A 16390-nucleotide genomic window follows, 5' to 3' on the forward strand; every position below is an offset into this window, starting at 1 on the left:
GCCAGAATATGGCCGGGGAGTAGCCTCCTTTTTCAAATATTCTTGGCTTGTACATAAATATGAAAATAGATCGTATAGTGATTTAAAGGGATTTTGGAGGTGAGTGTCTAAAGTTTAATATAGAGAGCAGGCCGAAAGCCTGTTATTAATAGGAGGCTCCAACATGACACAAATTAAACAGCTCGCTCCACAAGATGAATTTGTTGGCTTTTATCTTTTAAGAGAGCTGGCAATTAAACAAACGAACGGCACTCCTCCAAAAGATTATTTTGACATCGTCCTGGGGGATTCCACTGGACAATTATCCGCGAAATATTGGGATGCCAGCACAACTGATAAAGAAACTTTTTTTCCTATGGCGCTTGTGAAGGTACGCGGGATTGCTCATACTTATCGTGAGAAATTACAAATAAAAATTACTAAAATCAGGTTGATTAACGATGAGGATGGCGTTGCACTTACGGATTTCATCCGTTCTGCCCCAATTCGTCCAGTAGACCTTATTCATACGATTAAAGGGGTTATGGCAAGTATTTCGGATCCGGAAATTGCTTCAATTGTCTCTTTTTGTGTGGGTAAAGTGGAAGAGAAATTGATGCATTATCCGGCAGCCAAAACACATCATCATGCTTATTTTGCCGGACTTGCTTATCATATGGTGCGTATGCTGGAAATCGGTGATTTTCTGTGCAAGCAGCGTCCGTTCTTGAATCCAGATCTAATGAAGGCCGGGATCATTCTGCATGATATCGCGAAGCCGGAAGAGATGGTCTCCCAGCTTGGGATTGTCTCGGAATACAGCGTTCAGGGCAAATTAATTGGCCATATCTCGATGGCGTCTAATTGGATCACGGAAGCGGCTATCCGTTTAGATATTGATTTGAATTCGGAAAAGGTTATGGCGTTACAGCATCTCGTATTGTCACATCATAATCTGGGCGAATGGGGTAGTCCTGTTCAGCCACAGACAGCTGAGGCAGTCGCTCTGCATCATATCGATGCGATGGATGCGAAGCTGCAAATGGTGGAGGATGCTTTGGATACCACACCGGAGACCGAGGAATGGACACCGTTCATCAGAGGTCTAGAGAATAAGGCTGTGTATCGTTTGAAGATTTAAGTGATGTTCTGTAAAACCAAACCCCCAATCAGCAGAAAAGAACTGGTTGGGGGTTTTTAATGTTCTTGATTATTTCGACAAAGTGGCGCGGCTGCTATAAATGGAGGGTTTATGTTTAGTGCCTTGTTTCTTAGCAGGCTTTTTCGCGCGAGTCGAAAATGGGGTATACCCACCGGCAAACATCGTTCCGCTAGTATATCCTTGACTGGCAGAGAGCAATAGAGGATCATAGTGCTCCTCCTGCTCCATAAGTTTTACTAGAATTGCAGCGGCTGCGCGTGCGTCATCCAAGGCATCATGGTGCTTTAGCGTAATGCCGAAAAAATCGGAGACTACATTAAGTTTATGGGAGGGCAGGTCGGGCAGCATTTTTTTGCCTAATAAATAGGTACATAAGTATTGAAAGCTTGGGTAGCTCAGGGACATTCCATCGAGACAATAACGCAGGACGCTCATATCAAAAGCAGCATTATGCGCCACGACGATTTGTCCGTGTAGTAAAGGTTCAACGGTGGGCCATAGCTCTTGAAAAGTAGGTTGGCCGATTACCATTGATGGTGTGATGCCGTGTATCGAAATGTTCATGCCATCAAACCGCTGCTGCGGGTCAATTAGCCAAGAATGCTCTGCGGTTATATTTCCAGCTTTAACTTCCACAAGTCCCAAGGCACATGCGCTGGATCGACTGGAGTTCGCGGTCTCAAAGTCAATTGCTATAAAGTCCATTCGTAAAGCTCCTTATCTATCATATATACGTTTCATATTAAAGTAGTAAAATGATAAATACAATCTAGTGAATCACAATGAGCTGTTCAGTAAAAATAAGGAGATGGTAGAGTGCGGCTTATAAAGGGGCAAAAGGTGGATATTACGAAAGGGAGAAACGTGAACAAGCTTTTGCTGAAATTTGGGTGGATGACTGCTGATATTAGGATTGGCATAGACTCTGCTGCTTTTTTACTGTCAGAACAGAACCGTTGCGAACGCGATGAGAACTTTATCTTTTATGGCAATCCGTTGTCTATAGACGAAGCTGTAACTCATTCTGTCTTACAACTAGGGGATAAAGAAGCTATCGCCATTACGCTTTCTCGACTTCCTAAGGATATTACTAGAATAGCTTTAACTTTAACGATCTATGAAGGAGAAAAATTAGGACACTCTATGAAGCAAGTAACCTCTCCTTATCTACGCTTAGTGGATGCTGATAGCGGTGAGGAATTATTCGTTTTCGAGTATGGCTCTGACCTGTCGACGGAGACAGCTATTGTGGTTGGAGAGCTATATCGCTATGGTTCAGAGTGGAAATTCAGTGCAATTGGAAGTGGCTTTGAGGGAGGATTGGCTGCTTTATGTACAAACTATGGGCTCGTTATTGAAGAAGACGAAGGAAACCTTGAGGTAGCGGCCACAGCTGAGTTAACCTTACCTTTAGAGACGATCCGTTATGAAGAGAAGAATGTACTGTCCTCTATTGATTTACGTAAAAAAATTGTTCAGATCACCTTAGAAAAAAAGAATCTGACAGGAGTCATCGCAAGGGTAGGCGTTGTCCTGGATATTACAGGATCTATGAGAAATCTTTATAATAATGGAACCGTTCAAGAAGTAGTTGAGCGTATATTAGCCGTTGCCTGCAAATTTGATGATAACCAATCGTTAGATGTGTGGGTGTACGATACGGAGTTTAGCCGGCTGCCACCTGTGACAGAGCAGGATTTAGGAAGATATGTGTTTACACATATTTTAAATAATCGTACCATTCATAAGTTTGGCCGCAATAATGAACCGCCAGTAATGGAGGATATCATTAAAAAATATACGGAGGAAGAACCCGATTCTACACCGGTATTTATCATATTTATTAACGATGGTGGTGTAGTGAAATCCACTAAAAATGTGATTATGGCTGCTTCGGTCCAACCAATTTTTTGGCAGTTTGTCGGAATTGGTAACTCGGATTTTGAAGTATTGAAGCAGCTTGATACGATGAAGGGACGTTTGGTGGATAACGCCAATTTTATTCATCTGGACCAAATTGAAAAGGTGACTGATGAAGATCTGTATGATCAGCTACTGAATGAATTCCCCATGTGGCTAAGGGCAGCGAAAGAAAAAAGAATCCTGCGAGCATAAAAATACATTATTCAGAATGAATAAGCCTATGCGCTACAATAAGCCATAACCACCTATCTTAGGGATGTTATGGCTTTTTCCAGTTTCGCTATCTTGCTATTCTATTCAACAATCCGTACACTGCCAAATAGGTATTGTATATTAGGATTAGGGTCATCACTATCAGATACGGGAGGAAACACTTTGAGCAGCGTAATTACTAAGTTTTTTGATTATGGGCAAGAAGACATAGATTATCTCCGAAGTGTGGATCCAGTACTTGGCGCAGCTATGGCACGGATGGGCAGAGTGGAACGTGTAATTATACCGGATCTTTTTACTGCGCTTATCTATGCTATAGTAGGACAGCTTATTTCAGTAAAAGCGGTTCGGACCATTTGGAACAGAATGTTGGCTCAGTTCAGAGACATCACTCCGCAGCAGTTAGCGTTACATACGGCGGATGAGATTCAAAGCTGTGGGATGACGATGAAAAAGGCACTATGTATCCATGAGATTTCCAATTTGGTCGCTCAGGGTGATTTTAAGCTGGAGGAATTGCCTGGGTTATCAGATCAAGAGGTTATACAAAAACTTATGACGTTAAAGGGCATTGGCAAGTGGACGGCAGAAATGATGTTAATCCATTCTATGGAACGACGGGATGTGGTCAGCTGGGGAGATATTGCGATTCGTCGGGGGATGATGAAGCTGTATGGACTTGATAAGCTTACCAAAGATCAATTTGAACAATACCGGCTAAACTATTCTCCTTTGGGTTCTGTGGCTTCTATATATTTATGGGAAATTTCATTTGAATAATGGACGGGTAAGGAGTACTACTATGGAAAAAACAATAAGAGAACAGCTATTGAATTTGGCAGAGGTGGACTACCAGAAGTTTTCTGCGGCCTTAATTCCGACGATAGATAATGTTATAGGCGTCAGGCTACCGGAATTGCGCAAGCTTGCTAAAATCATTGCAAAGGGTGATTGGAGAGCCTATTTGGAGCATGCCGAGACAGATTATTTTGAAGAAGTGATGCTGCAAGGTATGGTGCTTGGCTACGTGAAGACAGATCTTGAAGAAATCCTACGTTATATCGCAGACTTTATTCCCAGAATTGATAACTGGTCCGTATGCGATAGCTTTTGCACAGGCCTGAAGTTTACCGTAAAGAATAAAGAACGGGTGTGGGAGTTTATAATGCCTTACCTATTGTCAGATCAAGAATATGAAATCCGTTTTGCTGTGGTAATGATGCTTAATTTCTTTATTGAAGAGGCGTATATCAGCCGGATTTTACAATTGCTCGATAAGGTCAGTCATGAAGGCTATTATGTAAAAATGGCGGTTTCTTGGGCGCTTTCGATTTGTTATGTGAAATTGCCAGAGCCTACGATGAGTTATTTGAGAAACAACAGCTTAGATGATTTCACTTACAACAAAGCTTTGCAGAAAATCACTGAGTCTTATCGTGTGGATCCAGAAACGAAAAAATGGATTCGCGGGATGAAAAGAAGTAAAAAACAAGCCCCTTATTCAGCACAATAGCTGAGTAGTAAGAGGCTTGTTGTCCTATTTATTTTTTCTCAGTGTTTACTTCAGTGTTGGTTTTACGGTTGCGGATTCGCTCGATTTCGATGTCAACGGCGCTACGCAGGTTAGGATCGATGGAAGGACTTATTCCTGTGCCTGTATTGAATTTATTTTTGGAGTTTTCCGCCAATGCTTCCCACTCGAAAATCTTTTCTTCCATTCGTTCGAAACCTTGTGAAGCTGATCCTACATTTAGACCTTTCGTAGAAGAACGTGGAGCAGAGTTGAGTGTTTCTGTCGCTTGTTGAGCGCGAGCGATAAGTTCAGTTCTTTTCGCTTTGAGATGTTCACGCTCTTCTTTTGCTCTAGCGATATTGATCTCAAGCTCTGCAAGGGATTGCTTAGTTTGTACTTGGCTATTTATGGACTCTTCCAACTGTTCTACGTACCGTAACTTGGCTATGAGTGCCAGACGAGCTCTTTCTTCATTTCCTTGTTCAACTGCTTGAACGGCTTCGGCTTCACTTTGCTCTACTAACTGAGTATATTCTTGCTTGCGGCGTTCCAACACACTTGCTGTAACTTGCAGATCACGCTCATTGCGTTCCGCCTTAGCGATATCATTTTCAAGATCACGTAAATACTGACCTGTCAGCAACACCGGGTTTTCTAATTTGTTTAAACCTTCGTGTAGGGCTGCTTTAGTAATTGTGGAAATTCTTTTTAATAGACTCATGTTCTATCTCTCCTTTTTTATGGTTGGATTAGGGTTAGTTTGTATTAAACGACGATTTATTAATAGAAATCATGTCCATCTGAAAAGCTGTTAAAAGGTTCTTTAGGAACGATGATACTAGCGATGACGTAGAAGATAAGTACTGTTCCGAAGCTGAACAATGCTGCGGCAACAGCAACGAGACGGATTACTGTAGCATCAATACCAGACCAACGAGCAAGACCTCCGCACAAGCCACTTATCTTCTGATCACTTTGGGAACGATATAATTTTTTCATTTATTGTTTTCTTCCTCTCGTATGGGTGTGATTGTTATTGAATCCTGCAACCCGTTTGCTTATGTACTCATTCTAATGTCTTTTTGCATGCGAAAAAACGGCCTGGAGGCGGTTTTGTATACCAGACCTGAGTCGAGGTTCGTTCCCGCAGGAAGGCGGGGAAAGGGGTAGTAAATCGGTTATAGGCTACAAACCATGGACGAAGTTAGGTACAATAAAGAAAGGAATACTTCTGGCGGTGTCGAAATATGCTTATATATGACTACTACGGAATTGGGGGCTGAATATGAGTTTTTTTAACAAAGTAAAAGCAGGGGTAAGCGAGGCTGGGAATAAAGCAAAAACAGTGGTGGAGATTAACCGGTTGAAGCTGCAAAATAACGGTAAGCAAAATGATATTGACCAGCAGTATCAGGTTATGGGCAAACTGTTATTTGAAGCCGTAACTCAAGGTGCAGGGCCACTGCCAAGTGAGCAAATCGAGACTAATATCAATCGTATTCTCGAATTGAAGGCTGAGATTGAGACGAACCTTCAGCAAATTGCTGAGTTGTCCGATGTAAAGCATTGCAAAGCATGCGGTGGGAATGTGGCGATCGAGGCACGCTTTTGTCCGGCCTGCGGATCCACTTTTGAAGTGGCAAAAGAACCTGTCAGTGATGTAACTCCGTCCTCGATTTCTTTGGATAAGAAGGAATAGATTTACTTCATACAAGAAACTTATGAATAAAGAGGCTGTCTCAAAAGTAGTGAATACTACTTATGAGGCAGCTTCTTTTTAGTAAAAAGGCTATAAGCGGATTCTTGCTGTAGCCAATAGACTATGGGCTACGCACACAAAGTATTCTATGCCATTAGGTTGGGCGGCGGAATATTCATTTTGTGTGATACCTGTTGGGGACGATATCTATTGGACGGTGCGATAAGCAGTATGCGGGGGCCGTTTGTGTTGTCTGCGTTTATGAGTGTGCGAAGCCGGCCTAAAACTAATTAGGGAAAAACTCCCTGAAAATAACCAATATTCGCTCTAAATGAACGAATTTAGGGAATTCCTCCCTAATAATAAGGGGAATTTCTTTAATTGGTAACGAATCAGCTGAAATTTAGGGAATTCCTCCCTAATTATTAGTCTGTTGATCAAAAATCCCAGAAATTCCCCAATTATTTTAGCGGAGCTTAATTAGATCTTTAAGCGGGATTGTATCTACAATCTTAATTTCACTTGTCTATAATCTAGTGTCGTTTAAACCTTAGAAGCACGGCGTTTCTTAAATTGATACACAATTAGCAACATAAGCGGCAGAACAAATGCACAGGTGAAATCCCAATCTACCCAGTAGGCGGGGATCTCCTTTACATAGAAAATGATGTCTTTGGCAATCAGTTGTGACATACCGAATAACAAAAATCCAGTAGGTATGATCAGAGGACGGTGGCTTTTGAGTTTAAATAATTGGGCTGTACCTAAGGTTAAAGCATAGTAATAAACTGCTGTTTTGAAGTACGTGCTGATAATCCATGCTGTAGCCATAAGCGCTTCAATACGTTGCAGAGAATTAGCAATATTAATTTTTTGAGCAAGAATATAAGCGGCATAAAATTGATGTTCAGAAGCGTAAACACCTAGAACGGTAAGGGAAAACAATAAGATGAGGTTAAGGCCCAGAGCTCCGATGATCAAGGCTATGAAAATATCCCGGCTTGTTTTGCTATTTTTCTGAGCATAAGGATATATCATTAGAAACACGCACAATTCGCCAAAAGGATAAAAAACACCATACATCAAAGTATGAAGCATGTCCGGTACTGGTGTGTTTAAGATGGGGTATAAACGTTCCATTTTGACATCGGGGGTCAGCAGGAGCAGCAGACCGATCAAAAAAACTGCAAATAAAGGAAAAAAAAGCTGAGCTGCCCGGCCCAATATTTCTAGGCCAAGTCGTACCCCATATACCAGCAGGAAAATGGCCATGAAACGAATAACCCCACCGGGTGTTTTCTCGTAAATCTGTGTACACATGAAATCTTCAATTTCTCTTATGTAGGTGGAGGCAGCAATCAGGAAGAACCCTAAATAGAATAAGGCCACAGCAGTTCCGACCCATTTTCCTAAAATTTGTAGGCTAAGCTCGATAATATTCTTGTTGGGTTCAAGGTCTGCTAAGCAGAGTAACAATTTTATGGTCACTAGACCCAAGGGAATACTAATCAAAGCAGCAATCCATGCATCTTGTTTCGCTCCTGATATCATTAACGCCGGATACACAAGCGCCATATCCCCAATAAATGTGAATAGCCCGAGTATAATCATTTGATTGGTACTAATTCGATCTTTCTCCAAACTCATATACCCCCTCAAATTTATTGGACTAGTTTTAGTATGGTTGTAGTTACCAGAATTATGCCATCCCGATTTTTTAATCCGAAGGAATAATTATCATAATTAACATCAAACTATACTCATCTATCTATGGAGAAGTGGAGGCTGCATCATGAAAGATACGGAGATTGGTACATTATCAAGCCGGTTGGAAGTTAATATTGCTAATTTGTACCAATTGATGGGTGAAAGCTCTGATGTAGTGATAAAAGAGTTGCAGATAGAAGAGAACACTCATATTTCTTTGATTTACATAGATGGTCTTGTGGATACTCAGGTGCTGCATAATTCAATTTTGTATTCCTTGCAGGAACACATTCCTTACGAACAGCTGAGGGGGCTTTCTCCCGAGCAGAAGTTTGAGATCATTAAGAAACAGATATTAATAGCCGGCGATATAGCCGTCATTGACGATTACAGCCAATTTATTCATCATTTATTGTCCGGTAATATAATGCTGCTGCTTGACGGGTTATCCAGCGCTCTGCGGATCGGCTTACCAGGCTGGGAAGATCGTAATGTAGGGGAGCCTAGCTCACAGTCGGTTGTTCGGGGTCCAATGGAAGGATTCACTGAGAATTTACGGACGAATACGGCACTGGTTCGGCGAAAAATCAAAGATAGCCATTTATGGCTGGAAACCGTTCAGATCGGAAGGGTGACTCAAACCAGCGTATCCATTATGTATCTAAGTAACATCGCGAATAAGGAACTGGTGCAAGAGGTAAAGCGCCGTCTGAATAAAATAGATACGGACAGTATTCTCGAGAGTGGATATATTGAGGAGTTTATTCAAGAGACGGCAGTTACACCTTTTCCTACCGTATACAACAGTGATCGTCCGGATACGATTGCAGCGGGTATTTTGGAAGGAAAAGTGGCCATTCTTGTTGATGGAACTCCTTTTGTACTGCTGGTGCCCACATTTTTTGTGGCATTTTTCCAGTCAGCTGAGGATTATTACCAAAGGGCTGATATTGGAACATTGCTGAGATTAGTTCGTTTTATTTCATTTTTTATTACTTTGCTTGCCCCTTCATTGTATGTTGCGATTACTACCTATCACCAGGAGATGATACCGACCAATCTTGTAATCAGTTTAGCTGCCCAGCGGGAGAGTGTTCCTTTTCCTGCTTTTGTTGAGGCGCTGATCATGGAAATGACTTATGAGATTTTGCGGGAAGCCGGGGTGCGGATACCCAAAAATATTGGTCAGGCGATTTCCATTGTCGGAACGTTGGTGATTGGACAAGCCGCGGTAGCAGCGGGTTTTATTTCATCCGCAATGGTCATTATTGTATCGCTAACAGCCATTTCTAGTTTTGTTATTCCGGAGACAGGAATGTCTATAGCTGCGCGGATGATCCGTTTTGTGCTTATAGCTTTGGCCGGATTTATCGGATTATATGGAATTCTCTTCGGTATTTTCATCATCGTATTGCATTTGTCGAGTCTGCGTTCTTTCGGAATGCCTTATATGAGTCCGCTCGGACCGTATAATTCCAAAGATTTAAAAGACTCTATTTTTCGCTTTCCGTGGCCGTTTTTAAAGACAAGGCCTGCTGAGAATAAGACGCAGAACCTGTTTCGTCAAAGCACATCCAGTGATAAGGAACCAACCAAATGAATAAAAAATTAGTTAGAGGCGTTCTTCGATTAATGATAGCTCTCCAATTTACGTTAGTGCTAAGCGGCTGTTGGGAAAGAAATGAGCTGAATGAGATAGCTTTTGTCTTGGGGATAGGGATTGACAAGGCAGAAAAAGGTTATACCGTTTCGATGCAGGTCGTTATTCCATCTGCGATTTCCTCCCAAACGAATGGAGGAGGGGGAGGCAGTGGAGTCCCAGTGGTTGTATATAAATTTACTGTACCTACGTTTTATGATGCGCTGCGTAAGCTGAATCTGGATAGCTCTAGGTCAAGTTATCTCGGTCATATCCGGGTGTTGGTGATTGGGGAGGAGCTTGCCCGCACCGGAGTGGGTGAGATACTCGATGTATTTAAAAGAAGTCGGGAACCCCGGATGGATTTCTACGTTATGGTTGCCAGAGATACAACCGCCAGCAATGTCTTGAATGTCCTTACACCTATGGATAAATTACCAGCGAACAAATTATTTAGCTCCTTGGATAATTCTTATAAAGATTCAGCAAAAACAGTCGCTGTCACGCTGGATGATTTTATTGAGAATTTATTGTCTGAAGGTGAGAATCCTGTGCTAACCGGAGTGAAAATTATAGGAGATCCCAAAGATGGAGAAGACAAAAGCAATGTAGAGCGAACAATGCCTAAGGCAAGATTGGAATACCATACTGTAGCTGTGTTCAAAAAAGACAAGTTGATCGGTTGGCTAAACGAGGGAGAAACGATTGGTTACAATTATATCAACGATAAGGTAACCGCACATTCTGGCTCGATCGCAGGGGAAGACGGAAAGCCCATAGTAATCGAAGCGATCCAGGCTACAACTAAACGCAAAGTGAAAATCATTAATGGGGAGCCGCATATTTACCTTAGTGTTAAGACGCTTTGCAATATTGAAGAAGTGCAAAGTGTAGAAAATTTGGAATCGGAAAGCACTATAAAACGTTTGGAAAAGGAAACAGAGGAGCGGATTATAGAGCGGATGCAAAAAACTGTGGAGCATGTAAATGATCGTTTCAATGTTGATATTATGGGATTCGGACAATCGATCTACCATGCCAGCCCTAAAGCTTGGGCAAAGCTGCAGCAACAAAAGGGTGACGATTACCTTAAATCATTGTGCATCCATTACAAAGCCTCAGCAGTTATTAACCGCGTGGGTCTCACAGATAATTCTTTTCTTGAAAAAATCAAGGAGTGAAGTCAAATGCTAGTACTGTTATTCTTGGTGATTGCTGTAGGTTGTATGGCACTTGATTTGCCTAAATTAATGCGAAAGCGCCGAGTGCGTGATCTTAGCGTATATTTTATTTTTTGGATTTTGGGTCTTGGCGCGACCTTCTGCTCGTTGTTAAAATTGAACATCCCCAGTCCGCTGTTTCTTATTATCTTTATCTATAAGCCAATAAATAATTTATTTGGCTTATTGTTTCATTAACAATGAAGCTGCAATTATCGCGGCTTTTTTTGTTTTATCATGTAGAAGTTCTTGTCCTTAACTTAAGAATATTTCATAGAATGAAAATGAGAGGTTGACCATATTTGTCGGTGGGGCATATTATTTGGAATGAACAATTTTTAAGTAAGCTTTCGGCTTTACTTGTATAGGAGCTTGCTCCTTGTTGGATGTATTGTATACTAACGAATAAAAAGAAAACGGTTACAAAGAGATTTTCAATTCAAGGAAAAAGGCATAATCATTCTCAGGGCTGCAAGGGGGAAGAAATGAAACCAATATTCAAAATTATGATTGTTGATGATGAGATGCTTGTAAGACAAGGAATCAAACATCTTTTGGATTGGGAAAATGAAGGGTATCGAATTGTTGGTGAGGCTGCTAACGGTCTTGAAGCACTAAATATGATGGATGAGGTTAATCCTCATGTGATCATTACAGATATTGTTATGCCAATAATGGGCGGGGAGAAACTGGTCAAGATCGTTAAGGAGAAATACCCTCATATTGAAGTAATCGTCTTAAGTAGTTTCAGTGAATATGATTATGTCCGATCCACATTTCAAAGTGGTGTAGCGGACTACATTCTGAAGCCAAAGTTGGAATCTGATTATCTGTTAACCATCCTAAATAAAACCACTACTAAATTGGTAGGGATGGAGATGACCGATCAAGGAAAGGATCCTGGGGAAAAGCAAGTTTTGCTAGTTATCGAGAAGCTTATGACCGGATATGAGTCTGGGCTTGAGTCTGCTTTGCTTCATGCAAAGTTTCCACACACACTATTCTCGTTTTTCGGAGCGGATATGAAACATATTAAAGATTCTGGGGATAGGTTAACTTTCACACAAAAAATAGAAAAAGGGCTTAGTAAGCTCCCTTTGGGCGATACAGTGTTTATTCGGCTGAAGTTTGTCAATGATTCGGTTATATATTTGCTTAATGCAAAGCCGGAACAGTGGGACGAGCTTGTTATAGAGCTCCGATATCTAGTCTCGGAGATGGACCATTGGGCGAGAGAAACACATTTCGTTATCAGTCAAAGCTTTACGGATTTTAATAAGCTGGGGGAGATTTATCGAGACAATTATTTAAAGCTTACACGATACAGTTTCTACTTGCCGGATCGAAGCTTAATTGAAAATGATCATTTGCCCAGCCTTCCGAGTGCATATCAGGAATATGATATGGGCGAATTAATGGAACAACTGAAACGTAAGCAATACCAGAAGGCATTCACTGGATTTCTGGAATATGTTCATCTCCGTTCGATGGATTATCGGACCGATATTTTCGAATTCAAATCGTTATTGGGGAATTTTATATTTAACGTAGCGACCACACTTGGAAAAATGAAGTATGAGACCGGAGGCTTGGAGGAATCCAAATACGACTTCTTTCGAAAAATAGATGAAGCGATGTATGCCGGAGATGCAATCGCTGTTGCTGAAGCTTTTATTCGCGAAGCTGAACGTGCGATTGGTGAGACGAACCTAACGATCAATCCAAATATGACCCGCTTGCTTGAATACATTCAGGATCATTACGCTGATCCCATCACGTTGACTGGGGTTGCGCGGCAGTTTCATTTCAACGCTTCTTATTTATCGAGCCATTTCACAGCTCAGAATGGTGAAGGATTTAATGAATATCTGAACAAAGTCCGTTTGGAGAAAGCCATGGAGTTACTCGTGACAACGGAAAAAACAATTTCTGATATTAGCGCTAGTGTGGGCTATTCGGATCAGAGTTATTTCACTAAAGTGTTTAAGAAGCAGGCGGGCATTTCTCCGAGCCAGTACCGAAGACGGGACGTAGAGCGACCATGATTGGAACAATCATCAACAAGATTAGGAAACAGGGCTTATTTCTCAAGCTTTTTCTTGTGACCCTCATAAGCATTGTTGCCGTATCCCTTCTGACTTTGTCTATTACCATCCGTATGTCAGAAAATTTATTCTTAAAGACCTTCAGCATAACGAATGGCAAACTACTGAATCAGATGAAGACAAACTTGGAGTCCTACAACAACGTTGTAGCTACGGGTGCTACAATGACAGCTCAGAATGGTGCCATCCGCAGCTATTTGTCCGGGGGAGAGACGGATTCATTGACGCTTGCTATCAAAACCTACCAGATGACAGAAAGCATGCGTGCAGTCCGCTCCAACCTGAGTGCCTTTGATGTGGGTATTATGATTGTAGGTGCGAATGGCAGAAGTTATTCAACCGATCCTTGGTATTGGTCTGCTACTGCTGATGAACTGAAGAACCACCCGATTACGAAAGCGACAGTGGCCCATCCACAGCAAATTCTGTACCAACTTTATCAAAAAGAGGATGGTCAAACCAAAAAGAAAGAGATCCTGTTAGTGGCTTCTAAAGCTCTATTTGATCATTCGACCGGCCGTATCTATGGCACTATGTACATTGCAATTCGTGATAGCGATTTTAAGGCCTTCTATGCCAATTTTACGAGTGAAGGTAATGATGTTGTTTTGCTGAATGCAAAAGGGCAAATTGTATCCAGCAACAGGACAGAGCTGATTGGGCTGACCGATCAACAGCTGCTTCAAGAAGTAGTTGATGAACAGAGCACAGGAGACAATGGAGAATCTGTCTATGTGATGGGGAATGAACGGGTAGTATTCTCGGAATACTTGCCTGAATTTGATGTTTATTTGGTGAATCTGATCGATAAGAAAGCTGTAACGGGTCAGATGGTAAATGCTAAAGCAGTGTCGTTGACGATCATGGCTATCGTAGCCATTTCGCTTATTATTGTATTTTTAATTACCAGGAAAATGACGAAGTCCCTGCGTGTACTCGTTGAACAGATGTCGAGTATTCCTAAGGGGGGATTTGATAATCATGTGGATGTCGCCACTAGTAGTTATGAAGTTAAGGAGCTAGGAAATGCCTTTAATTTTATGCTTGATTCCCTACATGATTATGTTGATCGGTTGATGGAGACCCAGAAGCAGCAGCGTAATGCGGAGCTGGCCGCCCTTCAAATGCAGATCAATCCACATTTTTTATATAATACGCTGGCTTCTATCAAATTTCTGGTGCAACAGGGCAACAAGGAAAAAGCAGCTGGAACAATAAATTCGCTAATCTCACTCCTGCAAAACACTGTCAGTGATATTCAATCCACTATACCTGTTAGTCAGGAATTAGAATCGCTGAAGCATTATGTGTATATCAATCATGTAAGGTACGGTGAAAAGATTCGCGTGAATTATTTTGTGGAGCCTGAAAGCTTGGATTATCATATGCCAAAGCTAATTCTGCAGCCTTTTATCGAAAACGCGTTCTTTCATGCATTCAATCTTAAAGATGAGGGAAGAATTCTGATCATGATCGCCGTTCAGGGAGATCAGCTTGTATGCGAAGTTGTAGATAATGGTGATGGGATGGACCTTGATCCGAATTTGATGAAAGAAGAACAGCTGCCAGCCTCGAAGCACAAACGACAATTATTCTCCGGGATCGGTATACGGAATGTTGATGACAGAATCAAATTGTTGTACGGAGAGCGCTATGGTATTAACATTACAAGCAAACGAAATGAAGGTACGAAGATCATAATTACGCTTCCATTGTTAAAAAGCTAAAATTTTTACAAGAACCTAAAAATAATACCAGAGTCGATCTTAGAGTAAAAATAGAATCCAATAATAACACCAAAGCTAACAAAGATACTGCCAAAGAAAGCGAATACAAAATGATAAGATGGAAGCGTAGCAGAGAAAACGCTTCCATCTTTATTATTTTACAGATTATCAAGGGGGTTACGAAGTGAAAAAATTATTATCCGTAATGCTGGCTAGTGTGGTTCTACTTTCGGCATGTTCCTCAGGTGGAACGAAAAACGAAACGAGCAACTCCGGAAGCGAAGGTAGCAGCAAGCCACAAGAGATCACAGTTTGGGCTTGGGACCCAGCGTTTAACATTGCAGCCATGAATGTTGCTAAAGAAGCTTATGCGAAAGTCAATCCAGACGTAACGGTAAACGTCGTTGAGAACGCGCAGGCTGATATCGTGCAAAAGCTGAACACAGGACTGAACTCTGGATCTACGAAGGGTCTTCCTAACATTGTATTGATTGAGGATTACCGTGCGCAAAGCTTTTTGCAAGCGTATCCGGATTCCTTTTATGAATTGACGGATGTTGTAAAAGCTGCTGATTTTGCGGATTACAAAATTGGCCCGACCAGTGTTGACGGCAAGCAATATGGTGTTCCGTTTGATTCTGGTGTAACTGGAATGTATGTACGTACAGACTATCTTGAGCAAGCAGGCTATAGCCTGGATGCACTACAGGATATCGACTGGAAGCAATATATCGAGATCGGTAAAGCTGTAAAAGAAAAAACCGGCAAAAGCATGATCACACTGGATCCCAATGATCTTGGACTTATCCGGGTCATGATTCAATCGGCGGGTGCATGGTATACGGGTGAAGACGGTCAAACTCCGACCATTGCAGACAATGCTGCTTTGAAAGAGGCGCTTGTATTGTACAAAGAAATGATGGATTCCGGCATCGTGAAAGTTAACTCAGACTGGAGTCAATTTGTAGGCGCATTCAATAGTGGTGAAGTGGCTACTGTGCCAACGGGTAACTGGATTACACCTTCAATTAAAGCCGAAGCTTCCCAATCCGGTAAGTGGGCAGTAGCTCCACTTCCTAAGCTGGCAGCCACAGCAGGCTCCGTCCATGCATCCAACCTTGGGGGCAGCTCCTGGTATGTAATGAATGTAGATGGTAAAGAAGCTGCTGCGGAGTTCCTTGCAAAAACATTTGCTTCTGATGCGGAATTGTATCAGACGTTAAATACAAAAGTTGGTGTTATCGGCACTTTAAAAGCTGCGGCAAGCGGAGAAGCTTATTCAGCTGCGGATGAATTTTTCAAAGGTCAAAAGGTCGTATCCGATTTTGCGGCTTGGACCGAACAAATTCCTAACGTCAACTATGGCATGAACACTTACGCAATAGAGGACATTATGGTTGTAGCAGTGCAATCTTATCTTGGTGGAAAAGATGTAGATACTGTTCTGAAAGATGCCCAGAAGCAAGCAGATACCCAAGTTCGCTAATCACACTTAGGCTGTAC

General features: G+C 41.7%; 15 protein-coding genes and 1 pseudogene. 12 read left to right on the forward strand and 4 right to left on the reverse strand.

Annotated features, from left to right (window positions below; translation table 11 throughout):
• Window positions 1-163: 163 nt before the first annotated feature.
• On the forward strand, window positions 164-1120 hold the full coding sequence (locus MKZ16_RS06745; protein ID WP_076107227.1) for an HD domain-containing protein: 957 nt from the start codon (window positions 164-166) through the stop codon (window positions 1118-1120).
• Between the two features lie 69 nt (window positions 1121-1189).
• Here MKZ16_RS06745 and MKZ16_RS06750 read toward each other — a convergent pair whose 3' ends face one another.
• The gene (locus tag MKZ16_RS06750) at window positions 1190-1846 is read right to left on the reverse strand and encodes a 3'-5' exonuclease (protein WP_036680002.1); all 657 of its coding nucleotides are present in this window, start codon (window positions 1844-1846) and stop codon (window positions 1190-1192) included.
• A gap of 111 nt (window positions 1847-1957) precedes the next feature.
• Between MKZ16_RS06750 and MKZ16_RS06755 the strand changes: the two are divergent.
• From MKZ16_RS06755 to MKZ16_RS06770, 4 genes and pseudogenes are all read left to right on the forward strand, one after another.
• Window positions 1958-2473 (forward strand): annotated as a pseudogene (locus MKZ16_RS06755) (TerD family protein); the annotation flags it as partial.
• A gap of 111 nt (window positions 2474-2584) precedes the next feature.
• Window positions 2585-3256, forward strand: coding sequence for a VWA domain-containing protein (locus tag MKZ16_RS06760; RefSeq protein ID WP_036680121.1), 672 nt, complete (start codon window positions 2585-2587; stop codon window positions 3254-3256).
• A 183-nt stretch (window positions 3257-3439) separates the two neighbouring features.
• Window positions 3440-4057, forward strand: a complete 618-nt coding sequence (locus MKZ16_RS06765; RefSeq protein WP_038569263.1) for a DNA-3-methyladenine glycosylase — start codon at window positions 3440-3442, stop codon at window positions 4055-4057.
• A gap of 22 nt (window positions 4058-4079) precedes the next feature.
• Window positions 4080-4790, forward strand: a complete 711-nt coding sequence (locus MKZ16_RS06770; protein ID WP_036679998.1) for a DNA alkylation repair protein — start codon at window positions 4080-4082, stop codon at window positions 4788-4790.
• Window positions 4791-4818: 28 nt separating this feature from the next.
• On the opposite strand, the gene MKZ16_RS06775 is transcribed toward MKZ16_RS06770, so the two are convergent.
• Complete coding sequence (locus MKZ16_RS06775) at window positions 4819-5511, reverse strand: PspA/IM30 family protein (RefSeq protein WP_076099515.1); 693 nt, start codon at window positions 5509-5511, stop codon at window positions 4819-4821.
• 59 nt (window positions 5512-5570) lie between these two features.
• A complete protein-coding gene (locus MKZ16_RS06780) occupies window positions 5571-5789 on the reverse strand; it encodes a PspC domain-containing protein (RefSeq protein ID WP_038569266.1) in 219 nt (72 codons plus the stop codon).
• Between the two features lie 286 nt (window positions 5790-6075).
• Here MKZ16_RS06780 and MKZ16_RS06785 point away from each other — a divergent pair, with 286 nt between their 5' ends.
• The gene (locus tag MKZ16_RS06785; protein WP_036679993.1) at window positions 6076-6489 is read left to right on the forward strand and encodes a zinc ribbon domain-containing protein; all 414 of its coding nucleotides are present in this window, start codon (window positions 6076-6078) and stop codon (window positions 6487-6489) included.
• Window positions 6490-7032: 543 nt separating this feature from the next.
• On the opposite strand, the gene MKZ16_RS06790 is transcribed toward MKZ16_RS06785, so the two are convergent.
• Window positions 7033-8136, reverse strand: coding sequence for an endospore germination permease (locus tag MKZ16_RS06790; RefSeq protein WP_076107223.1), 1104 nt, complete (start codon window positions 8134-8136; stop codon window positions 7033-7035).
• A 145-nt stretch (window positions 8137-8281) separates the two neighbouring features.
• Here MKZ16_RS06790 and MKZ16_RS06795 point away from each other — a divergent pair, with 145 nt between their 5' ends.
• The 6 genes from MKZ16_RS06795 (at window position 8282) to MKZ16_RS06820 (ending at window position 16373) form a co-directional block, all read left to right on the forward strand.
• On the forward strand, window positions 8282-9796 hold the full coding sequence (locus MKZ16_RS06795; RefSeq protein WP_038569269.1) for a spore germination protein: 1515 nt from the start codon (window positions 8282-8284) through the stop codon (window positions 9794-9796).
• The gene (locus MKZ16_RS06800) at window positions 9793-11016 is read left to right on the forward strand and encodes a Ger(x)C family spore germination protein (RefSeq protein ID WP_076107222.1); all 1224 of its coding nucleotides are present in this window, start codon (window positions 9793-9795) and stop codon (window positions 11014-11016) included. Before MKZ16_RS06795 ends, MKZ16_RS06800 begins: the two co-directional genes overlap by 4 nt.
• Before the next feature lie 6 nt (window positions 11017-11022).
• Window positions 11023-11253: a hypothetical protein gene (locus tag MKZ16_RS06805; protein WP_036675888.1), complete on the forward strand. Its 231-nt coding sequence runs from the start codon at window positions 11023-11025 to the stop codon at window positions 11251-11253.
• A 287-nt stretch (window positions 11254-11540) separates the two neighbouring features.
• On the forward strand, window positions 11541-13100 hold the full coding sequence (locus tag MKZ16_RS06810; protein ID WP_076107220.1) for a response regulator: 1560 nt from the start codon (window positions 11541-11543) through the stop codon (window positions 13098-13100).
• Window positions 13097-14887 (forward strand): sensor histidine kinase, encoded by a 1791-nt coding sequence (locus tag MKZ16_RS06815; RefSeq protein WP_076107218.1) that lies wholly within the window; start codon window positions 13097-13099, stop codon window positions 14885-14887. Before MKZ16_RS06810 ends, MKZ16_RS06815 begins: the two co-directional genes overlap by 4 nt.
• 184 nt (window positions 14888-15071) lie before the next feature.
• The gene (locus MKZ16_RS06820; RefSeq protein ID WP_036675885.1) at window positions 15072-16373 is read left to right on the forward strand and encodes an extracellular solute-binding protein; all 1302 of its coding nucleotides are present in this window, start codon (window positions 15072-15074) and stop codon (window positions 16371-16373) included.
• The last annotated feature ends 17 nt before the right edge of the window (window positions 16374-16390 follow it).

The sequence above is a fragment of the Paenibacillus sp. FSL R5-0928 genome (assembly GCF_037970385.1).
Lineage (GTDB): Bacteria > Bacillota > Bacilli > Paenibacillales > Paenibacillaceae > Paenibacillus_AQ > Paenibacillus_AQ odorifer.

Excerpts from the sequence above, each read along its gene's own strand:
- MKZ16_RS06745 (WP_076107227.1), top strand. The coding sequence starts at position 164 with ATGACACAAATTAAACAGCTCGCTCCACAAGATGAATTTGTTGGCTTT.
- MKZ16_RS06750 (WP_036680002.1), bottom strand. The coding sequence starts at position 1,846 with ATGGACTTTATAGCAATTGACTTTGAGACCGCGAACTCCAGTCGATCC.
- MKZ16_RS06770 (WP_036679998.1), top strand. The coding sequence starts at position 4,080 with ATGGAAAAAACAATAAGAGAACAGCTATTGAATTTGGCAGAGGTGGAC.
- MKZ16_RS06775 (WP_076099515.1), bottom strand. The coding sequence starts at position 5,511 with ATGAGTCTATTAAAAAGAATTTCCACAATTACTAAAGCAGCCCTACAC.
- MKZ16_RS06780 (WP_038569266.1), bottom strand. The coding sequence starts at position 5,789 with ATGAAAAAATTATATCGTTCCCAAAGTGATCAGAAGATAAGTGGCTTG.
- MKZ16_RS06785 (WP_036679993.1), top strand. The coding sequence starts at position 6,076 with ATGAGTTTTTTTAACAAAGTAAAAGCAGGGGTAAGCGAGGCTGGGAAT.
- MKZ16_RS06790 (WP_076107223.1), bottom strand. The coding sequence starts at position 8,136 with ATGAGTTTGGAGAAAGATCGAATTAGTACCAATCAAATGATTATACTC.
- MKZ16_RS06795 (WP_038569269.1), top strand. The coding sequence starts at position 8,282 with ATGAAAGATACGGAGATTGGTACATTATCAAGCCGGTTGGAAGTTAAT.
- MKZ16_RS06800 (WP_076107222.1), top strand. The coding sequence starts at position 9,793 with ATGAATAAAAAATTAGTTAGAGGCGTTCTTCGATTAATGATAGCTCTC.
- MKZ16_RS06805 (WP_036675888.1), top strand. The coding sequence starts at position 11,023 with ATGCTAGTACTGTTATTCTTGGTGATTGCTGTAGGTTGTATGGCACTT.
- MKZ16_RS06810 (WP_076107220.1), top strand. The coding sequence starts at position 11,541 with ATGAAACCAATATTCAAAATTATGATTGTTGATGATGAGATGCTTGTA.
- MKZ16_RS06815 (WP_076107218.1), top strand. The coding sequence starts at position 13,097 with ATGATTGGAACAATCATCAACAAGATTAGGAAACAGGGCTTATTTCTC.